The following is a 15,636-nucleotide window of genomic DNA, read 5'->3' on the forward strand; positions in this document are numbered from 1 at the left end:
AGTAATTTTAGAACATGCACAAATTTGAGATTTCCAGTATAACATATCAACCGAATAATAATGTCACCATTGCATTTAAGGATCTTACCGGAGAATATCCGACGTATAAAGCCGGTCAGTTTTTAACGTTATCTTTTACATTTGGCGAGCGTGAGGTTCGTCGTTCGTATTCTTTTAGCAGTTCGCCTGATGTAGATGAACCTCTTGCAATTACGGTGAAGCGTGTCGATAATGGAGAGATTTCAAGACTCCTGCATCATGAAGCAAAAGTGGGCGATGTTATCGATGTAATGGATCCGCAGGGGCTTTTCTATTATGAGCCTGTGGAAGACATACAACGGACTGTTTTTTTATTTGGAGCAGGAGTGGGGGTTACGCCGTTATTTTCAATTCTGAAAACAGCTCTTGTTAAAGAGCGACATACTAAGGTCGTACTCATTTATAGCAACAGTTCAATTCCGCAGACTGTTTTTTATGATGAATTGCAACAATGGCAACAGGCGTACCCCGATCGCCTAGAGATTGTTTGGATTTTTTCCAATACAAAGAATTTATTGAAAGCCCGCTTAAATCGGGATTTTCTGATTGAATTGGTGTGTGCACGTATGCCAGAACATGGAAATACGCTTTTCTTTACCTGTGGGCCGGTTTTTTATATGGATCTTGTCCGATTTACATTATTGGGAATGGGATTCCCGGATGCTGATATTCGGAAAGAAACGTTTCATTTTCCTGAAGAAGAAGAGGATGAGGACGAGCGGGACGAGGAACCTGTGGATATGACCTCTTATGATATTAAACTCCGGTTTCAAGGGGAAGAATACAACCTGACCATTCCGTATAATAAAACGGTGTTGGATGTTGGTTTAGCGAATAAGATTAAATTACCATATTCCTGTAAGTCAGGTATGTGCAGTACCTGTGTATCGCAATGTACTTCAGGTGCGGTGCGTATGGATTATAATGAAGTGTTGACAGATCGAGAAGTGGAAAATGGTCAATGTTTGATTTGTGTGTCGCATCCCATCGAAGAAGGTACAGTTATTGAGGTACGTTAAGGAAAAACTATGAAAGCTGTTGTTTTAGGCGCTACCGGTGCGACAGGAAAAGCTTTAATACAAGCTTTGCTAGCTGATGAACGTTTTGATACGGTCATTGCACTTACTAGACGTCCTTTTTTTGCGCCACACGCTAAGCTAAAGGAGGTCATTGTAGACTTTACCAGTCCCGATATTTTTAACGATGCTTTTCAAGAAGCCGATATCGCGTATTCCTGTATGGGAACCACGCTAAAAGATGCGGGCTCGAAGGAGGCACACTGGCGTGTGGACTATGATTATCAGCTTAATTTTGCTGCGTATTGTCGTAATATAGGAGTGTCTTGTTTTGTGTTGCTTTCGGCTATCGGTTCCAAAGCAACATCACCCTTCTTTTATAGCAGAATGAAGGGAGAGCTCGATCACATGGTTCGTGGATTAGGATTTCCTAAACTTCGTATCGTGCAGCCCGCTGCAATTCTTCGCCCGGAATCCACTCGCGCCGTGGAGGTGTTTATGGGGAAAGCGAGTGCTGCGTTTTCCAAAATAGGTTTATTTCGGGACTATGCACCTATTTCAACAACAGATTTAGCTAAGGTGTTGATTCATATTAGCTTGGTTGAAAGTCCTGGTGTCTTAATCTGGAAGCGTAAGGATTTTATCTTCTAGTAACCAAAATCCATCAAAAAAAGACTATTTTTGTAGCGAAGCAAACTGGTTCTATCGCTGCTCTTTGAGAGGAGAGGAAAGTCCGGGCAACATAGAGCGACACGCTTCCTAACGGGAAGGCACTTGCCTGGTGCAAGTGACAGAAAGTGCCACAGAGAATATACCGCCATAGCAATATGGTAAGGGTGAAAACGTGAGGTAAGAGCTCACGGTCTTGTATGGTAACATGCATTACGGTAAACCTCGTGTGTTGAAAGACCAAATAGGTTGTATAATTCGAAGGCTGCTCGTCTTCTGTTGCGTGCAACATATACAATGGGTAGGTTGATGGAGCTTGTGTGTGAATGCAAGCCTAGATAAATGATAGAAATCCTGCAAAGGATACAGAACCCGGCTTACAAGGTTTGCTTCTTTTTTTATTCTTTTACGAGAACCTCTTAGCGGTCGTTCAACAAAAAAATGTAGCTGACGAAACTGTAACGTATATCTTAATTGTGGATATTTCTTGTTACGTTTTCTTATGTTTTGTCTCATTATTTTCCTATTTTGTTACTTTATCACCAAGAAAAAAATTTATGGCAACAATCCTGATTATCGACGATGAACGTCCTATCCGTAGTTCGCTCCGTGATATATTAGAGTATGAAGATTATAAAGTCCTTGACGTGGACAATGGCGTGGACGCACTGGAAATCCTCAAAAAAGAGAAGATAGATCTGGTTCTCTGCGATATTAAGATGAATAAGATGGATGGGATGGAGGTGCTGACCGCTGCTCAGGAGATCTCGGAGTCCCCTTTTATTATGATATCGGGACATGGTACCATTGAGACTGCGGTGGAGGCAGCAAGAAGAGGGGCTTATGATTTCTTGGAAAAACCGTTAGATTTAAATCGGCTCTTAATTACCGTTCGTAATGCGCTGGAAAAAGGAACCTTGGTCAAAGAAGCGAAAGTTTTAAAGAAAAAGGTAAAGCGTACCAAGGAAATATTAGGGGAGTCGATTGGTATTAATTTGGTAAAGGAAACCATCGATCGTGTTGCGCCAACAGAAGCCCGTGTTTTGGTGACTGGAGAAAATGGTTCGGGTAAGGAACTCGTTGCTCGTTGGCTTCATGATAAATCTAATAGGTCAGGCTTATCCTTAATTGAAGTCAACTGTGCGGCTATTCCTTCGGAGTTGATTGAATCAGAGCTTTTTGGACACGAGAAGGGATCCTTTACATCGGCGGTGAAGCAGCGTATCGGTAAATTCGAACAAGCGAACGGCGGCACACTATTTTTAGATGAGATTGGTGATATGAGTCTTTCTGCGCAAGCAAAAGTGTTACGTGCGCTCCAGGAAAATCGTATTACACGCGTCGGTGGCGAAAAAGAGATCGAAGTTAATGTGCGCGTAATTGCGGCAACCAATAAGGACCTGTTAAAGGAAATAGAGTTGGGTAATTTTAGGATGGACTTGTACCACCGTTTGAGCGTTATTTTGATACATGTGCCGTCGTTGAAAGAAAGAGAAGACGATATTCCTTTAATTGCCTCTAGTTTTTGTGAAGAGATTTGTAGCGAATATAATGTACCGACCAAGGAGATAACAAAAGATGCGATGGCAGCTTTGAAGAAGCTTCCATGGAGTGGGAATATCCGCGAATTGCGTAATATGGTGGAACGACTTGTGATTTTGAGTGATAAGAAGATCACGGATAAAGATGTGCAGTTGTATGCTAACCCAACGGGGCCGACGAACAGCGGTATAGATCGTGAGTGTCAAGAAACGTTAGATTTAGATCGTTTTGAATCGTTCCAAGATTATAAAGATCATGCGGAGAAGATATACATAACATTCAAGTTGGATAAACACGGTTGGAATGTGTCAAAAACAGCAGACGAGATAGGCATACAGCGTAGTCACCTGTATCATAAAATAGAAAAATTTGGTCTGAAGAGAGCCGAATAATCATAAAACAAAAAAGGTTGTCGAACTATTCGACAACCTTTTTTGTTTTATCAATCATTGAATCTTCTCTTCTGTCTCCTCACTAACACAATGATGACAACGAGTAGCAAGACAACACCAATACCAATGACCATGGCAGGTGATTCTTTATGTACTGCAGTTGCTATATGTTTTTGGCTTGCCTGTACGAAGTTAATAAGAAGCGTTGATAAAAATAATAACGACACTTTTTTCATAACTAATCTAATTTAAATTTATAACGAAGTTAATATAGTGAATTTTTCTTGAAAAAAGAAATTTAGTTATGAACAATTATTTTTCTATCAAAATTACTGAAAAACAGTGTGATAAAAATTTCTAAGCTCTCGCTACAGGTGTGTTTACGAGCTCTTGCGCTTCCCGTAGGACTTCTTCTTTCTTTTCGTTTTTCAGCTCGATTTGTTGAAGAAAATCGGGACCATTCACCAGATCTTTTACCAAGATACAACCGCGACGAAGGAGCTGGCCTTTATCTAAATCGCTTAGTGTCGTGAGGCAAGTTATTGGATATAGACCTTTGTTGTCTACTCGCTCTTTAATACTCGTTTTTTCGGGGTAATCCCACGAAAGTAAATTGAGGTGGTAGTATCTTCCAAAATCTTTAGAGTCGCTTGTTAGGTGCGCGTTGGTGACAAGCCAGCCATCTGTAAACTGGCGATTCTCATTAAAGAATACAAAATCTTTGTCTTTAATATCCTTAACACGTGACATGAAGTACATTGGAGTGGTCACCGAGATCTTAGCATCGGGATCATTTCTAAATTTACACTCAATTGCTAGGAGACTATCTGCTTTAGCAGCGATAACGTCAATTTCATGTGTTACTGCGTGCCCCTGGATCACCTGTCCGGTTACGGTGCGATACCCATCATCGGTAAATAGTTTACCGATCCATTGTTCAAAATAAAAGCCTTCGGGCCCAAGGTCCCGAAGTGCCTTCTTGAGGGAGTATCGGGCAGCGTAGGTGTTGCGTTGTTTTTTTAGTGAATCGAAGGCTAGTTCGTAAAGTTCACGCGTAGTGATTCCATCGTGCAATTTAGGGCTGATATCTTGGTATATTAGCTCAACTTGTGCGCTACTTGCGCCAGATCGTGTGAGCGATTTTTTTAAGCTGTCGACATCAAAAGGAACCATTTCACCTGAATATTTTGTAACTCTCATGTTATCTGATTTTTTGTTATGTTTTTTAAAAATAGTAAAACATTTTGGTCCTTTTAGCTGTTGTTTAGTTAAAAAAAAGTATTTCAAATTAATTTTATGGGGATTGTTGATACGACACTGGAGAACGTCAAAAATAGGATAGAAGTAGCCTGCGATGCTGGAGAGATTGAACGCTCAGAGCGCGTTGTCTCGGTGCTTGCGGGGAGTTTAATGGTGGGTAATAGTTTGACCAATATCGTACGGCATCCGGCGGCTTCGATTACGGGTATGCTCCTTGGCGGAGCATTAGTCGCACGGGGTGTTATGGGCAAATGTTTACTCAAGGGATTGTTACGTAAAAATGACTACCGCAAAAAGGTAACGGTCATTGAACATAGGTATTTTGTAAAATAGATTCGTGTTTGTTTTGTAATGCGACAGCTGAACGCCGGGAGGTATTCGGCTGTTTTTTTTGCGCATTACTTCGTTGGGGTGTGATGTGAAGGGTAGGCTCTTTATGGTTGACGGGGTCGCACATTGTTGACAGGAAAGACGAGATAAAATTATATGTATATTCGCATCGCAAGAAAGAAGGTGTAAGCAGGTTTTTGACGGAAGACATTTATAACTTTCATAAACGATACGTAAACATGAAAAAGAAACTCGTTGTATTCACTGGCGCAGGGATTTCCGCAGAGAGCGGATTAAAAACTTTCCGAGGGTCTGATGGCTTATGGGAAGGTTACAATATTGAAGAAGTAGCTACCCCTGCTGGGTGGAAGAAAGATCCGGCCTTGGTGTTGGAGTTTTATAATCTTCGTCGAAAACAATGTGTCGAAGCGCAGCCCAATGCTGCACATTTAGCGCTAGTAGATTTCGAAGCCCTGTACGATGTAAAGGTTATTACACAAAATATTGATGATCTTCATGAGCGTGCTGGCAGTAGGTGTGTCTTGCATTTGCATGGTGAGATTCGAAAAGCCCAATCTTCATTGAGTCCTCGCTTTGTGTATCGCATGGAGACGGATGAGATTCGTATGGGAGATAGCTGTGAGCTTGGTTCACAGTTGCGCCCGCACGTTGTTTGGTTTGGTGAGGCGGTTCCGAACCTAGAGAAAGCGATCGATATTACAGCAGAGGCGGATATCTTTGTGGTCATAGGCACTTCTTTGCAAGTTTACCCAGCGGCAACGTTACTACAAGAAACCAATGCAGGCTGTAAAGTTTATTTATTAGATCCAAATGCAGATCAAATTTCCGTTCCTTCCCATGTAGTGCGTATTGCGAAGAATGCAGGAGAAGGAGTCGAAGAACTACGTGTTTTACTGGCCGAATAATATTCTTTATAAGAACATAAGTTGCTCTTGTTCAGTTTTTTATGTGTTTTATGTGTTATTTGTGTTTATGCAAAAGACGTGTCACTGATGTGTTTAAACAAAGGATTCCGAATAAAATTCGGAATCCTTTGTTTTTGATTTTTAATAAATTGTTTTTGAGGTGTTTACGTGGTTTTGATAAACTTTTTATTCATATCTATTATAGGCAGAAATAAAAGATGCGCGCATCTGTTCAAACTGTTTAATGACTTCATTAATAAAGGTTTCATCCAGTAATTCAAATACACCATTAACACCTCCGATAACATCGGTTTCCGCAATTTTATAAGACTGCTCTAAAGTGCCTTGTTCAAATTTGATTATAAACTTTTGGTTCATACCAAAAATAGAAATCTTACAGTCGGGGTGAGGTAGTTCAGCTAAAATACGCATAGGATAATAAAAAAAAACAGTAGACTAAATTCGTTATAGTCTACTGTTTCAAAAATAAGTTAAAAAATGGAGTATACCTAATGCTACCGGCTTAAACCAAACCTTGTGCTTTCATAGCGGAAGCGACTTTGATAAATCCACCAATATTTGCTCCTTTTAAGTAATTCACATGACCATCCTCTTCACGGCCATACTTAATACAGGTTTTGTGGATATTCTCCATAATACCTTTGAGTTGGGCATCAACCTTTTCTGATGGCCACTGTTGGCCGATCCAGTTTTGGGACATCTCGAGGCCTGATACAGCTACACCGCCAGCATTTGCTGCTTTACCGGGAGCAAAATATACTTTTCCTTTGTGGAAAGCTTTGATTGCATCAGCTGTTGAAGGCATATTAGCGCCTTCGGCAACAAACTTACAGCCGTTCTTAATTAAGATCTTTGCGTCATCGCCATCCAATTCATTCTGTGTAGCACATGGAAGTGCAATATCACATGGGAAATGCCAAGGTTTTTTGTCGGCATAGAAAGAGGCTGATTTAAATTTCTTAGGGTAATCGGAGATATTTCTACCTAAAGTATTGATGTAGGTAAGTTTTTCAATGGTAAAACCATCAGGGTCATGTACGCATCCAGTACTATTCGATAAGGTGATAACCTTTCCGCCTAAATGAATGGCCTTCTCAGCGGCGTAATAGGCGACGTTTCCAGCGCCGGAAATCGTGATTGTCTTTCCGTTAAAGTCGTCATCCAGGCTCTCTAAAATGCATTGAACAAAGTAAAGTAAGCCATATCCCGTAGCCTCTGGACGAATATATGATCCGCCCCAGTTTTTGCCTTTACCTGTCAGTACGCCAGTAAAGTTGTTTTGGATACGCTTATATTGACCAAACATATAACCAACTTCTCGCTCCCCAACACCAATATCACCAGCAGGAACGTCTGTTTCGGCACCGACATGGCGGTATAGTTCTGTCATAAAACTTTGGCAGAAGCGCATAATTTCCATGTCTGATTTTCCTTTAGGGTCAAAATCAGAACCGCCTTTACCACCGCCTAAAGGAATTCCTGTTAAGCTGTTTTTGAACACTTGCTCAAAAGCTAAAAATTTCAGGATACTTAAGTTAACGGTAGGAGAAAAGCGTAAACCACCTTTATATGGGCCTATAGCACTGTTCATCTGAACGCGATATCCGCGGTTTACCTGTACTTCATTATTATCATCCAACCAGGTGACGCGAAAACTAATGACACGCTCTGGTTCCACAATACGTTCCAAAATCTTTAAATCTTTCCATGTAGGGTGTCTTTCATTGATATAGGGAATTAAATCTTCCGTTACTTCGGCAACAGCTTGTAAGAATTCCGGTTCATTAGGATTTTTATCCGCAACATGTTTGATGAAATTTTTAAAGTTTAGGGACATACGTTATTGATTTTTGTTCTTATGATATATGGTATTGCAAATTTATCAATAAAAAATCACTTTTCATAATGATAAGTTTGTGACACATGTCTTCTGATTAATAAAATTGGATTTTAAGACAGGGGAGACCTGTACGAAGGGAGTGGAGACTATCTTAAAAATAGCTATATTTAAGATGTTGATTTACAATATTTAACCCGTATTAATGTTTACAGATCATCAATATTTAGATCGTTATCCGGTCCAACTGGATAGTAGGTTGCTAATCTTAGGGACCATACATCCGCATAATACGGGTGATTTTAAGATTCCTTTTTTCTATGGCAATAAAAACAGCATCTGGAATCTTTTGAGCGATGCATTTCCGAAACTATTGCCAAAACCTATTGTATTGGAAAATGTATTGTCTTTTTTACAGCACGGACGCATCTCGCTTAGTGATACCATTCGGCAATGTCGACGATTGAGGCATACTGCATTGGATACGGATTTAGTTCCGGAAATCCTAAATTATGAACTGATTGATCAAATTAAGGAGTCTCAAATTGAACAAATTTTATGTACCAGTGGGTTTGGTAAAAACAATGCGTTTAGGTTGTTTTATGAAGGTTTATTAGGTTTGAAGATTACGCCTGAAATCAGGGCTAAACGCGAAGTTCTGTTGCCCGATTCAATCTTTGGAAGACCTGTCTTAGTAAAAGCGCTTTATTCTCCTTCGGGATCCTCTAATATATCATTTTCACGGCATCCATTATATGTGGCCAACAAGGATAAATACGCCAGCTTCCCAAATCCAGTATATACATTTAAAGTGGATTACTACAGAACGCAATTTGCTGTTTTGGATTTACAAGACTAACGTAAACAATGCTTGCCCCAAATAACTTATGTTAAAAATAAGGATTCAGTAATCTATTCACGTATATAGCGGCGTAAAATATAGATTGTGAGTATTATACATATATAAAACGTTATAATAATAATGTATTATAATTTATATTATGTTAAATAGAATATTTGCGTTTTACCCCCTTCTTGGCTTTGGTATTGATAATTCATGGTTTGGTTAGATGCTTTGTCACTGCTGTATAAATTAAAAAAGCCACCTAATTTAGGTAGCTTTTGATGGTATTATGAAGTTATGGTTAGGCGTATTAAATTATTCCGCTGTTTCAATCAATGCTGCTGCGACAGTTAGATTTGTACGTGGGTCAATCAATATGGCTCTCGCATTTTCCGGAAAATCTGAACTTAGATCAAAGACAACATCATTTGCTGCGCGCACGCTGATTCTCGCAATATCATTCAAATGTACTTGTGTGTCATTAAAAATCTTCTCTTGTGTATTTACATCGTATTTGTACGCGATGTCAGCAATTTTAACCTTTGTTGTGGCGGTATGGTTTTGCAGTAAATAAACTTGTGAATCGTCAAGAGATCTGGTATCAAACCAACAAATATTGGCGCTAAAACCTCGTGAGGCATGCGGTTGGTTATTTACGGAGGTTATAATATCTCCGCGTGATACGTCTACATCGTCTGCCAAGTGTAAGATAATAGATTGACCATTTTCTGCCTGTAACAGGTTTTCTTGATTAAGCTCAATGGCCTTGATGGAAGTACGGGTGCCGCTTGGTAAAATGACGACCTCTTCCCCTACCTGCAACCCCGCTCCGATTACGCGGCCAGCGTAACCACGGTAGTCGTGTAGTGCATCGGTTTGTGGTCGCACAACCCATTGTACCGGAAAGCGCCAGGAAGCGGTCTCTTGTTGCTCTTCGATCACTATATTTTCCAAATATGTAAGTAGTGACGGTCCCTTGTGCCAAGATAAATGCGCTGATTCATGGACGATATTGTCACCACGCAAAGCCGATACAGGGATAAAATCGACGTCGGATAGCGCTAAACGTCCCGCGAGTGCTGTATAATCCTTTTTAATGTTCTCATAGACCGATTCGTCATAATCAACCATATCCATTTTATTGATACAGACCAATACCTTTTTTATTGACAATAGTTTTGCTAGAAAGGAATGTCGTTTTGTTTGCTCGATAACACCTTTTCGTGCGTCAATTAAGATGATGATTAGGTCCGAATTTGAGGCGCCTGTAACCATGTTTCGGGTGTACTGAATATGTCCGGGTGCATCGGCAATAATAAACTTGCGATTTTCTGTCTGGAAATATTTATAAGCCACATCAATGGTTATCCCTTGCTCACGCTCTGCTTTTAATCCATCTGTTAAAATCGCTAGATCCACTGTGCCATCGTTATTTTTTCGGTTGGCATTTTTGATCGCTTCTAGCTGATCGTCCAAAATAGAATTTGTATCGTATAATAGGCGTCCAATCAATGTACTTTTACCATCGTCGACGGATCCTGCCGTAATAAATTTCAGAATGTTCATGTTTCCTCCTGTAATTAGAAATACCCTTGTTTTTTGCGTTCCTCCATGGCTGCTTCTGAGACTTTATCGTCTAGCCTTGCTCCGCGTTCACTCACGGTAGACGCCTTTATTTCAGCGATAATATCGTCTAATTCTGTTGCTACGGAATCTACAGAGGCAGTACAGGTCATATCCCCTACTGTTCGGAATCGTACGGATTTGTGGTCTACAATATCCTCTTCGTCAATCTGTAAGAATGGCGCGGTAGCCATCCATTGCCCGTTACGTAGCACAACCTCACGCTCATGACTAAAGTAAATGGAAGGAAGTGCAATCTTCTCGCGTTTAATATAATTCCAGACATCTAATTCTGTCCAGTTGGAAATCGGAAATACACGTACATTCTCTCCTTTATGGATCTTTCCATTCAAGATATTCCATAATTCTGGTCTTTGGCGTTTGGGATCCCATTGACCAAATTCGTCACGCACCGAAAAAATACGTTCTTTGGCGCGCGCTTTTTCTTCATCGCGTCGCGCACCGCCAATACAGGCATCAAACCCATACTGTGTAATAGTATCTAAAAGAGTGGTTGTTTGCAACGCATTGCGGCTTGCGTTTTTCCCCCGTTGTTCGACCACTTTACCTTGGTCTATACTGTCTTGTACATAACCTACGATCAGCTTCTCGCCTATTTGTTCAACCAACCAGTCCCGAAAGACGATTGTTTCTGGGAAGTTATGCCCGGTGTCAATATGTACGAGTGGAAAAGGAAATTTTCCAGGACGAAATGCTTTTAGTGCCAGATGCACTAATGTTATTGAATCTTTCCCGCCGGAAAATAACAAAGCGGGATGCTCAAACTGCGCGGCTACTTCACGCAAGATGTATATAGCTTCAGCTTCTAAATGATCTAAGTAATCCATTCTCTCTCTTCTTCTTATTTCTGTACGATATGTAAACCACACTCTTTTTTACTTTTGTCCTCCCACCACCAACGACCGGCACGAAAATCCTCGTCGGGTTGTATCGCACGTGTACACGGCTGGCACCCGATGCTCGGGAAACCTCTATCGTGCAAGGGATTGTAGGGAACATTATTTGTTTGGAGGAAATCCTCCACATCGCTTTGACTCCAATGAAACAGCGGATGTATTTTTATTATTTTATTACCTTCATCCCATTCCACCATATTCATGTCCTCACGATTTGCCGATTGGGCCGCCCGAATGCCTGTGATCCAGATCTCATAACCGCGAACAGCACGTTGAAGGGGTTCTATTTTTCGGATAAAACAACACTCCTTCCGATTTTCTACCGATTCATAGAAACTCGAAGGTCCTTTTGTTGTCACCATTTTCTCTACGGCTTCTGTATTTGGGTAGTAGGCCTTGATCGGTAGATTGTATCGCTCCAGTGTTCTATTCCACACATAATAGGTTTCAGGAAACAATCGTCCCGTCTCTAGTGTAAAAAGATGTGCGCGACTGCCGATTTCACCTAATAGATGGGTGATTACTTGATCCTCGATGCCAAAAGAAGTCGAGAACACAGCACGGTCACCGTAATGTGTGTCGACATATTGTAAAATGTCTAGCGCTGTTAAATTTTCAATAGCTTGCTCTATCTCCGTTATTATCATATAGCCCCCCTTCCCAATATGTCTTCTGTATGCTTATTCAATACCTGAACTTTGTGTTGAAAATCACCCTTTAGCTGGTTTCTGTATTGAGACATCAACTGCAATGTCTCATCGATCTCTTCGGGAAGTAAGTCTTGGAGAAACTCCTTGAGACGCTTCGCTATGGTTGGTGATTTACCGTTGGTAGAGATGCCTATTTTCAGGTTGCCTTTTTGAACCACCGAGCCCAGGTAAAAATCGCATAAAGCAGGCTTATCTGCGACATTGAGTAAAATGTGGTGATGCTGTGCCAATGTTTGAATCTGACTGTTGAGCACCTCATTATTCGTAGCTAGAATAATAAGATCTTTCCCAAGAATATCACAGGGGTCGAAAGGTCGTTCCGAAATACGAATGTTCAATTTCCCTTTTATAAAAGTGCGCAAAGTTTTTGTAAGCGCGGTAGCCACGATGTGAACTTTCGCTTCAGGTGAATTGGTATAAATAGCTGTTAATTTTTCCAATGCAACAGGTCCACCTCCCACTAACAGAGTTTCTATTTGGGCCATTTTTACATATATGGGGAAAAGCTCATTCATGACAATATAGTTCTAGCTAATTCTTCTTTTATCCGATTGAAGTCCTGGTGTTTAGCGACTACCTCTCCTAAAACGATGATTGCGGGTACGCCGATCCGTCGTTCTGCGGCAGCTTCTAGTATAGTGTCTATATGACCTAATGCTATTTTCTCGTTAGATAGCGATCCATTCTGTATCAATGCAATAGGTAAGTCTCCACGACCATGTGCTTGATACAGGGCGACTATTTCTGCGAGCTTAGCGTAGCCCATCAGCACCACGACGGTGGCATTGGTTTGTACGGCCGTACGTAGGTCTTCCGATAGATGGCCGTCTGACGTAGCGCCCGTGATTACCCAAAAACTTTCGCTTATACCGCGATACGTAAGCGGGATCTGCTGTAATCCCGTCAGTCCTACAGAGGATGATATGCCTGGAATAGCAGCTGTCGGAATATTGTATTGGCGCGCAAAATCAATTTCTTCACCGCCACGTCCAAAAACAAAGGGATCTCCACCTTTTAGCCGGACAACATGCCCATGTGTCAGGGCATAATCTACCATTAACTGATTGATATAGTCTTGTGATGTGGATAGCCGCTCGGCACGCTTTCCAACGTAAATTTTCGTACAATTCGGTTTTGCGTGCTCCAAGAGGATCTCATTTACCAGAGCGTCATATAGGATTACATCAGCTTCTTTAATGGCATTGAGTCCTTTCATGGTGATTAGGTCAGGGTCACCTGGCCCTGCGCCAACTAATGTTATGAATGGTTTGATTTCCATGATTTCTCTTCTCGTATTCGTTAGACTTTTAGGGAATCTCTGCGTTCGGCTCCTTCATAGTAGAAAGCGGTTGCCTGTATGAGGTAGGCTTTCGCAAATTCCGGTGACGGACTGTATTTATTGATTTGAAGCACACGTTCTGAAAATGAAGTTGGAAACGAAAATGTCCCATCCGCTGTATAGTGATTATCAAACTCTGTAATCACACCCTGCTGTGTGCTTGCGTTAATGCCTTTATCTAGTAGTAAAGCTTTAGCTGTCCATACAAATGCGCTGTAGGCGTGGTATATAGCGTCCGCATATTGCTCCTTTTCCAGTGCCTTTTTTGCCCATTCGATCTTTTCTTCTACTTCAAAAAGTAAGGTGGCAACCAAATCGATAACGACCCCGGCACATTCACCAACACCGATCGCTGTCGCAAATGTTTCTTGATGCCCCCAATCGATATATTCATCTTCGGTGAGTGTGGTTAAGTCGGACAAGGGTTTTAGTAAACGATAAAAATAATCCTTGGTCTGCCGATCGTAATAGGCATGGAAATCTTCCTGTTCTGTTTTGTAAGCTTTGTAATCCGTTAAGATTAGGTCTACGACCTGCAGTACGCGCTTAGTTGGTACCTTAATAACACGTTCCGCGACTCTTCCTTCCCCATCACCAATGGTACCGCCCCCCAGCATCACTTGTGCGGCCGGAAGCACTTTGCCATTCGCTTTAACTGAACTACCATGAAAGCCGATATGTGCCAGACCATGTTGACCACAAGAGTTCATGCAGCCCGAAATCTTGATCTTCAAATTTTGTTCGTAAATGAAGTCGGTATGAAATTCCTGGATATAACGCTCCAATACGCGGGCCATTTCGGTCGAGTTGGAGATCCCAAGGTTACAGGTGTCTGTTCCTGGGCATGTTGTGACATCCGAAGTGCTTTCAAAACCGGGGGATGCCAGATCGAGCTCTGTTAATAAGTTAAATATATGTGGCAACGATTCTTCCCGGACAAACTTTAGAAGAAGTCCTTGGTTTTGTGTGATACGGATATCATCCGCCACATGCCCCTTTAGCCCACTGACCAGCACACGTGCCTTTGCGGTACTGATATCGCCAGTTAATACTTTTACATAGACGCCAAAGTAAGCTGCCTGCTTTTGTTTGAAAACATTTGTCGCCCGCCAAATCTCATAGTTGATATTGTTGATGGGTTCTTCCGCAACGACCGCAGATTGAGGCGGTTCGGGCAATACGACGGCGTTGGTATCGACTGGATACGTTTTTACTTTATTTGCAATGGCTTCGGCTGCGATAAGACGTTGAACTTCTTCAATCCCTAGTTTTCCGATAAGATATTTAAACCGGGCTTTGTTTCTATTATTGCGCTCGCCATGACGATCAAAGACACGAAGTGTAGATTCGATGTATGGAATAAGCTCATCTTCGGGCAAGAAGTCATGTACAGGATAAGCAAGAAATGGCTGTGAACCAAGTCCGCCACCCAGTAAAACCTTGAAACCCCGCTGGGGCTGGCCATCTGTAATTCTTACTTTAGGAATAAAACCAAGGTCATGGATATAAGAAAAAGCGGTATCGCGTTCGCTGGATGAAAAAGACATCTTGAACTTTCTACCCATTTCAGCACAAACGGGGTTACGTAAAAAGTAAGAGAAAGTAGCGTGCGCATACGGTGATACATCAAAGGGCTCTTCCGGGTCTATCCCGGCCGTAGCAGAGGCTGTGACATTCCGTACGGTATTTCCACAAGCCTCCCGCAAAGTAATATCATCCTGTGCTAATTTTGCCCATAGCTCTGGGGTTTTATCTAAGCTTACATAATGTATCTGTATATCTTGGCGTGTAGTTAAATGTAAGTTCTTGCTCGCGTACTCGTCGGAAATGTCCGCAATACGCAGCAACTGCTTAAAGGTAACTTTACCAAAAGGAAGCTTGATACGCACCATTTGAACCCCGGGTTGACGTTGTCCATATACCCCACGGGCTAAGCGCAATGAACGGAATTTTTCGTCCGTAATTTGACCTGCCTGAAAGGCCTTTATCTTCTTTTCTAGCTCAATAATTTCCTGTTCTACCACAGGATTTTCTAATTCAGTGCGAAAGCTTTGCATAAAACAATGTGCTAATATTGCCAAACTGTTAAGCTTGTCAATGTAATATTATACTCTTTTCAATAAACGGTAAGCAAAGTTATAAAATAAATATCTACTAAACATATAAAATCT

15 protein-coding genes and 1 other RNA gene are annotated in these 15,636 nt (G+C 41.4%); 7 read left to right on the forward strand and 9 right to left on the reverse strand.

Annotated elements, in window-relative coordinates:
• Positions 1–14 precede the first annotated feature (14 nt).
• From B9Y69_RS03990 to B9Y69_RS04005, 4 genes are all read left to right on the forward strand, one after another.
• Positions 15–1,058 carry a ferredoxin--NADP reductase gene (locus B9Y69_RS03990; protein WP_085471684.1) on the forward strand — a complete coding sequence of 348 codons (1,044 nt, stop codon included), beginning with the start codon at positions 15–17 and terminating at the stop codon, positions 1,056–1,058.
• Positions 1,059–1,067: 9 nt separating this feature from the next.
• Complete coding sequence (locus B9Y69_RS03995; protein ID WP_085471685.1) at positions 1,068–1,706, forward strand: NAD(P)H-binding protein; 639 nt, start codon at positions 1,068–1,070, stop codon at positions 1,704–1,706.
• Positions 1,707–1,744: 38 nt separating this feature from the next.
• Positions 1,745–2,120: RNase P RNA component class A (gene rnpB, locus B9Y69_RS04000), an RNA gene on the forward strand.
• A gap of 161 nt (positions 2,121–2,281) precedes the next feature.
• A complete protein-coding gene (locus B9Y69_RS04005) occupies positions 2,282–3,658 on the forward strand; it encodes a sigma-54-dependent transcriptional regulator (RefSeq protein WP_085471995.1) in 1,377 nt (458 codons plus the stop codon).
• Positions 3,659–4,015: 357 nt separating this feature from the next.
• On the opposite strand, the gene B9Y69_RS04015 is transcribed toward B9Y69_RS04005, so the two are convergent.
• Positions 4,016–4,858 carry an ATP cone domain-containing protein gene (locus B9Y69_RS04015; protein ID WP_085471687.1) on the reverse strand — a complete coding sequence of 281 codons (843 nt, stop codon included), beginning with the start codon at positions 4,856–4,858 and terminating at the stop codon, positions 4,016–4,018.
• 96 nt (positions 4,859–4,954) lie between these two features.
• Here B9Y69_RS04015 and B9Y69_RS04020 point away from each other — a divergent pair, with 96 nt between their 5' ends.
• Both B9Y69_RS04020 and B9Y69_RS04025 read left to right on the forward strand, forming a co-directional pair.
• The gene (locus tag B9Y69_RS04020) at positions 4,955–5,251 is read left to right on the forward strand and encodes a YgaP-like transmembrane domain (protein WP_085471688.1); all 297 of its coding nucleotides are present in this window, start codon (positions 4,955–4,957) and stop codon (positions 5,249–5,251) included.
• Between the two features lie 236 nt (positions 5,252–5,487).
• A complete protein-coding gene (locus tag B9Y69_RS04025; protein ID WP_085471689.1) occupies positions 5,488–6,174 on the forward strand; it encodes an SIR2 family NAD-dependent protein deacylase in 687 nt (228 codons plus the stop codon).
• 186 nt (positions 6,175–6,360) lie between these two features.
• Here B9Y69_RS04025 and B9Y69_RS04030 read toward each other — a convergent pair whose 3' ends face one another.
• The gene (locus tag B9Y69_RS04030) at positions 6,361–6,606 is read right to left on the reverse strand and encodes a hypothetical protein (RefSeq protein ID WP_085471690.1); all 246 of its coding nucleotides are present in this window, start codon (positions 6,604–6,606) and stop codon (positions 6,361–6,363) included.
• Positions 6,607–6,697: 91 nt separating this feature from the next.
• Positions 6,698–8,032 (reverse strand): NADP-specific glutamate dehydrogenase, encoded by a 1,335-nt coding sequence (gene gdhA, locus B9Y69_RS04035; RefSeq protein ID WP_085471691.1) that lies wholly within the window; start codon positions 8,030–8,032, stop codon positions 6,698–6,700.
• 205 nt (positions 8,033–8,237) lie between these two features.
• On the opposite strand from gdhA, the gene B9Y69_RS04040 reads away from it, so the two are divergent.
• Positions 8,238–8,891, forward strand: coding sequence for a hypothetical protein (locus B9Y69_RS04040; RefSeq protein WP_085471692.1), 654 nt, complete (start codon positions 8,238–8,240; stop codon positions 8,889–8,891).
• 300 nt (positions 8,892–9,191) lie between these two features.
• Here B9Y69_RS04040 and B9Y69_RS04045 read toward each other — a convergent pair whose 3' ends face one another.
• The 6 genes from B9Y69_RS04045 to B9Y69_RS04070 are packed head-to-tail and all read right to left on the reverse strand — an operon-like array spanning position 9,192 to position 15,522.
• Entirely contained in the window at positions 9,192–10,442 is a 1,251-nt protein-coding gene (locus B9Y69_RS04045) for a sulfate adenylyltransferase subunit 1 (RefSeq protein WP_085471693.1), read from the reverse strand.
• A gap of 14 nt (positions 10,443–10,456) precedes the next feature.
• Positions 10,457–11,347 carry a sulfate adenylyltransferase subunit CysD gene (gene cysD / locus B9Y69_RS04050; RefSeq protein ID WP_085471694.1) on the reverse strand — a complete coding sequence of 297 codons (891 nt, stop codon included), beginning with the start codon at positions 11,345–11,347 and terminating at the stop codon, positions 10,457–10,459.
• 14 nt (positions 11,348–11,361) lie between these two features.
• Positions 11,362–12,063 carry a phosphoadenylyl-sulfate reductase gene (locus tag B9Y69_RS04055; protein WP_085471695.1) on the reverse strand — a complete coding sequence of 234 codons (702 nt, stop codon included), beginning with the start codon at positions 12,061–12,063 and terminating at the stop codon, positions 11,362–11,364.
• Complete coding sequence (locus tag B9Y69_RS04060) at positions 12,060–12,641, reverse strand: precorrin-2 dehydrogenase/sirohydrochlorin ferrochelatase family protein (RefSeq protein ID WP_085471696.1); 582 nt, start codon at positions 12,639–12,641, stop codon at positions 12,060–12,062. The genes B9Y69_RS04055 and B9Y69_RS04060 overlap by 4 nt, the downstream gene beginning before the upstream one ends.
• The gene (gene cobA / locus B9Y69_RS04065) at positions 12,638–13,405 is read right to left on the reverse strand and encodes a uroporphyrinogen-III C-methyltransferase (protein WP_085471697.1); all 768 of its coding nucleotides are present in this window, start codon (positions 13,403–13,405) and stop codon (positions 12,638–12,640) included. The genes B9Y69_RS04060 and cobA overlap by 4 nt, the downstream gene beginning before the upstream one ends.
• Positions 13,406–13,425: 20 nt before the next feature.
• Positions 13,426–15,522: a HEPN domain-containing protein gene (locus B9Y69_RS04070; RefSeq protein ID WP_085471698.1), complete on the reverse strand. Its 2,097-nt coding sequence runs from the start codon at positions 15,520–15,522 to the stop codon at positions 13,426–13,428.
• Positions 15,523–15,636: the final 114 nt, after the last annotated feature.

Source organism: Sphingobacterium psychroaquaticum, from assembly GCF_900177625.1.
GTDB lineage: Bacteria > Bacteroidota > Bacteroidia > Sphingobacteriales > Sphingobacteriaceae > Sphingobacterium > Sphingobacterium psychroaquaticum.

What these genes read in the sequence shown, in the direction of transcription:
- B9Y69_RS03990 (WP_085471684.1), top strand. Translation starts at nt 15, where the DNA reads ATGCACAAATTTGAGATTTCCAGTATAACATATCAACCGAATAATAAT.
- B9Y69_RS03995 (WP_085471685.1), top strand. Translation starts at nt 1,068, where the DNA reads ATGAAAGCTGTTGTTTTAGGCGCTACCGGTGCGACAGGAAAAGCTTTA.
- B9Y69_RS04005 (WP_085471995.1), top strand. Translation starts at nt 2,282, where the DNA reads ATGGCAACAATCCTGATTATCGACGATGAACGTCCTATCCGTAGTTCG.
- B9Y69_RS04015 (WP_085471687.1), bottom strand. Translation starts at nt 4,858, where the DNA reads ATGAGAGTTACAAAATATTCAGGTGAAATGGTTCCTTTTGATGTCGAC.
- B9Y69_RS04020 (WP_085471688.1), top strand. Translation starts at nt 4,955, where the DNA reads ATGGGGATTGTTGATACGACACTGGAGAACGTCAAAAATAGGATAGAA.
- B9Y69_RS04025 (WP_085471689.1), top strand. Translation starts at nt 5,488, where the DNA reads ATGAAAAAGAAACTCGTTGTATTCACTGGCGCAGGGATTTCCGCAGAG.
- B9Y69_RS04030 (WP_085471690.1), bottom strand. Translation starts at nt 6,606, where the DNA reads ATGCGTATTTTAGCTGAACTACCTCACCCCGACTGTAAGATTTCTATT.
- gdhA (WP_085471691.1), bottom strand. Translation starts at nt 8,032, where the DNA reads ATGTCCCTAAACTTTAAAAATTTCATCAAACATGTTGCGGATAAAAAT.
- B9Y69_RS04040 (WP_085471692.1), top strand. Translation starts at nt 8,238, where the DNA reads ATGTTTACAGATCATCAATATTTAGATCGTTATCCGGTCCAACTGGAT.
- B9Y69_RS04045 (WP_085471693.1), bottom strand. Translation starts at nt 10,442, where the DNA reads ATGAACATTCTGAAATTTATTACGGCAGGATCCGTCGACGATGGTAAA.
- cysD (WP_085471694.1), bottom strand. Translation starts at nt 11,347, where the DNA reads ATGGATTACTTAGATCATTTAGAAGCTGAAGCTATATACATCTTGCGT.
- B9Y69_RS04055 (WP_085471695.1), bottom strand. Translation starts at nt 12,063, where the DNA reads ATGATAATAACGGAGATAGAGCAAGCTATTGAAAATTTAACAGCGCTA.
- B9Y69_RS04060 (WP_085471696.1), bottom strand. Translation starts at nt 12,641, where the DNA reads ATGAATGAGCTTTTCCCCATATATGTAAAAATGGCCCAAATAGAAACT.
- cobA (WP_085471697.1), bottom strand. Translation starts at nt 13,405, where the DNA reads ATGGAAATCAAACCATTCATAACATTAGTTGGCGCAGGGCCAGGTGAC.
- B9Y69_RS04070 (WP_085471698.1), bottom strand. Translation starts at nt 15,522, where the DNA reads ATGCAAAGCTTTCGCACTGAATTAGAAAATCCTGTGGTAGAACAGGAA.